Source organism: Pseudoduganella sp. RAF53_2, from assembly GCF_052113985.1.
GTDB lineage: Bacteria > Pseudomonadota > Gammaproteobacteria > Burkholderiales > Burkholderiaceae_D > Rugamonas.
Genome location: NZ_JBFRDW010000630.1, coordinates 1 through 3,531, shown reverse-complemented (window position 1 = coordinate 3,531; position 3,531 = coordinate 1). Strand labels below are relative to the sequence as shown.

The 3,531-nt window shown below is 61.6% G+C and carries 3 protein-coding genes; 2 read left to right on the top strand and 1 reads right to left on the bottom strand.

The features are described from left to right. Together AB4Z11_RS26735 and AB4Z11_RS26730 are read left to right on the top strand one after the other, a co-directional pair. The coding region (locus AB4Z11_RS26735; RefSeq protein WP_442028875.1) for an alpha/beta hydrolase family protein at positions 1-877 on the top strand (877 nt) is incomplete at its 5' end. Positions 878-916: 39 nt separating this feature from the next. Then, positions 917-2,131, top strand: coding sequence for a 6-phosphofructokinase (locus AB4Z11_RS26730; protein WP_442028874.1), 1,215 nt, complete (start codon positions 917-919; stop codon positions 2,129-2,131). An 87-nt stretch (positions 2,132-2,218) separates the two neighbouring features. On the opposite strand, the gene purM is transcribed toward AB4Z11_RS26730, so the two are convergent. Next, the gene (purM, locus tag AB4Z11_RS26725) at positions 2,219-3,262 is read right to left on the bottom strand and encodes a phosphoribosylformylglycinamidine cyclo-ligase (RefSeq protein ID WP_442028873.1); all 1,044 of its coding nucleotides are present in this window, start codon (positions 3,260-3,262) and stop codon (positions 2,219-2,221) included. Positions 3,263-3,531 lie beyond the last annotated feature (269 nt).

The window sequence follows — 3,531 nt, the reverse complement described above, 5'->3', positions numbered from 1 at the left end:
CACCGAGACGCACAAGCTGGTCGTGCTGGGCAGCCGGCATCCAGGCATCCATGCTGCGGACATGGGTCAGATGGATCTGGTCAAGTTCAAGGCGCGTGACGGTCTGGCCATTCCGGCCTGGGTCACGATGCCGAAAGGTGGCGGCAAGAAGCTGCCGATGGTGGTGATCGTGCATGGCGGTCCTTATGTGCGCGGCACCGACTGGACCTGGGATGAAGACAGCCAGTTCCTCGCCTCGCGCGGCTATGCCGTCATCCAGCCCGAGTTCCGCGGCAGTACCGGCTATGGCTTCCAGCTGTTCTCCGCGGGCCGCAAGCAATGGGGTCTTGCCATGCAGGACGATATCGCCGACGCGGTCAAATGGGCCGTGGCGCAGGGTATTGCCGATCCGAAGCGGGTCTGCATCCTGGGCGGCAGCTATGGCGGGTATGCGACGCTGATGGGCCTAATCAAAGATCCGGATCTGTACCGCTGCGGCGTTGCCTTCGCCGCCGTCACCGATATTCCTCTGATGTTCGACAGCGGCGATATGGTGCTGTCCGATATGGGCGACGACTACAAACAATACGGCGCGCCTCACCTGATCGGCGATGTGAACAAGGATACCGAGCAGTTCATCGCCACTTCGCCGCTGAAGCAGGCCGCCCGCATCAAGCGTCCGCTGCTACTGGCCCATGGCACGGACGATCACCGCGTGCCATTCACGCACTACAGCAAACTGCGTTCAGCTTTGCAGGCCAACAAAGCCGATGTGGAATATATCGAGTATTCGGGCGAGGGCCATGGCTGGCTGCTGCCGGAAAACCGCTACGACTTCTGGACCCGCGTGGAGAAATTCCTCGACAAGAATATCGGTCCTGGCGCGAAAACGGAGTAAGCTGGCGGCTCGTCATCCAATTTCCTCGGGAGGCTGCGCATGTCGTCGGGCAAAATTCTGGTCGCACAGGGAGGCGGTCCTACCGCCGTCATCAACCAGTCGCTGGTAGGTGTGGTACTGGAGGCGCGGCGCTTCCGCGAAGTGACGAAGGTGTACGGCGCGCTGCATGGCGTGCGCGGCATCGTCAACGAAGACTTCCTGGATCTGACGCAGGAGACCAGCCATAACCTGGAGCTGGTTGCAGYCACGCCCTCCTCCGCACTCGGTTCCACGCGCGACAAGCCGGACCTGAAGTATTGCGAAGATATCTTCAAGGTGCTGAAGGCGCACGACATTGGCCACTTCTTCTACATCGGCGGTAACGATTCGTCGGACACGGTACGCATCGTCAGTGAACAGGCGCGCGCCGAAGGCTATCCGCTGCGTGCCGTGCATATTCCGAAAACCATCGACAACGATTTGGTGGGCAATGACCATACGCCGGGTTTCCCGTCGGCCGCGCGCTTTGTGGCGCAGGCCTTTGCGGGCGCGAACCTGGACAACGCGTCGCTGCCTGGTGTGTACGTGGGCGTGGTGATGGGCCGCCACGCCGGCTTCCTCACCGCGGCTTCGGCGCTCGGACGTAAATTCCCCGACGACGGACCGCACCTGATCTACCTGCCGGAACGCGTGTTCTCGCTGGAGCAGTTTCTGGCTGATGTGAAGGAGACTTACGCCAGACATGGCCGCTGCGTGATTGCGGTGTCGGAAGGCATTCACGATGCGTCCGGCGAAGCGATTGCCTCGCTGCTGGCGAAAGAGGTCGAGCGCGATGCGCATGGCAATGTGCAGCTGTCCGGCACCGGCGCGCTGGCCGATTTGCTGTGCGATGAAATCAAGGAGAAGCTCGGCATCAAGCGCGTGCGCGGCGACACCTTCGGCTATCTGCAGCGCTCCTTCCTCGGCTGCGTTTCGGACGTGGACCAGCGCGAGGCGCGCGAAGTCGGCGAGAAGGCCGTGCAGTTTGCGATGTGGGGCGACCGCGATGGTTCCGTGGCGATCCGCCGCAGCGGCGACTACGCGGTGCAATATGAGCTGCTGCCGCTGGAAACCGTGGCCGGCAAAACGCGTACGATGGAAGACGCCTTCATATCCGCCAGCGGCACCAACGTCACCGACGCCTTCATCAACTACCTGCGCCCCCTGCTCGGCTCCGGCCTGCCGGACGCGCACCGCCTGCGCTCCCCTGCCGTACCGAAGATCCTCAAGCGCTGATGCGCCGCTGACCTCATTAAAACCCGGGACTAAAAGCAAGTGGCTGCCACGATGTGGCAGCCACTAGGTTCACGCCGTCGGTTTTAATTACTTGACGATCGTCTGGTGTTCGCCTTCCGCGCGGGCGCGGATTTTGCCGATGCGGTAGACGGTTTCGCCGGCGGCCTTCAGCTGGGCTTCGGCTGCGTCGGCGTTTTCGGCGGAGACGATCACGGTCATGCCGATGCCGCAGTTGAACACGCGGTGCATTTCAGCGTCGGCCACGCCGCCGTGCTGTTGCAGCCACTGGAACAGCGGAGGCATGGTCCACGACGAACCATCCAGTTCTGCGGTCAGGTGCTCGCCCAGCACGCGAGGGATATTCTCGACCAGGCCGCCGCCGGTGATGTGCACCAGGCCCTTCACTTCCATCGCTTCCATCAGCGCCAGCAGGGGCTTCACGTAGATGCGGGTCGGTTCCATGATCACGTCCGCCAGTTTGCGGCCGTGGAAGTCGGCGTTCAGATCCGGCTTCGCCACTTCGATGATCTTGCGTACCAGGGAGTAGCCGTTGGAGTGCGCGCCGGACGAAGCCAGACCCAGCACCACGTCGCCAGGAATAATCTTGGTGCCGTCGATCAGCTTGGACTTTTCCACTGCGCCCACCGCGAAGCCGGCCAGGTCGTATTCGCCGGCTGGGTACATGGAAGGCATTTCAGCGGTTTCGCCGCCGATCAGCGCGCAGCCGGAAATTTCGCAGCCCTTGGCGATGCCTTTGATCACGTCGGTCGCGGTCGGCACGTCCAGCTTGCCGCAGGCGAAGTAGTCCAGGAAGAACAGCGGCTCGGCGCCCTGCACCAGGATGTCGTTCACGCTCATGGCAACCAGGTCGATGCCCACGGTGTCATGACGGTTCAGCTCGAAAGCCAGTTTCAGCTTGGTACCCACGCCGTCGGTACCGGACACCAGCACTGGCTCCTTGTACTTCTTGCTGATCTCGAACAGCGCGCCGAAGCCGCCGATGCCGCCCATCACGCCTTCGCGCATGRTGCGCTTGGCGAACGGCTTGATCGCTTCAACTAAGGCATCGCCGGCGTCGATATCGACACCCGCGTCACGGTAGGACAGGGAAACATTCGAAGGTTGGCTCATGGTGTATTTCGCAGCGGAGGCGGTAAAATAGAAAGCGGTGGCCCGATTCTGCGCCGAAATGGGGGCAAAATCCGGCAAGTCCGCTATTTTATCAAATTAGCCTCTCAACCCACCGTTTTTCGACCACAAACCCGCCCGCTCATGCCATTTCCCCGGCCCGATTCTGCGCCGAAATGGGGTCAAAATCCGGAAAGTCCGCTATTTTATAAAATTAGCCTCTCAAACCACCGTTTTTCGACCACAAACCCGCCCGCTCATGCCATTTCCCC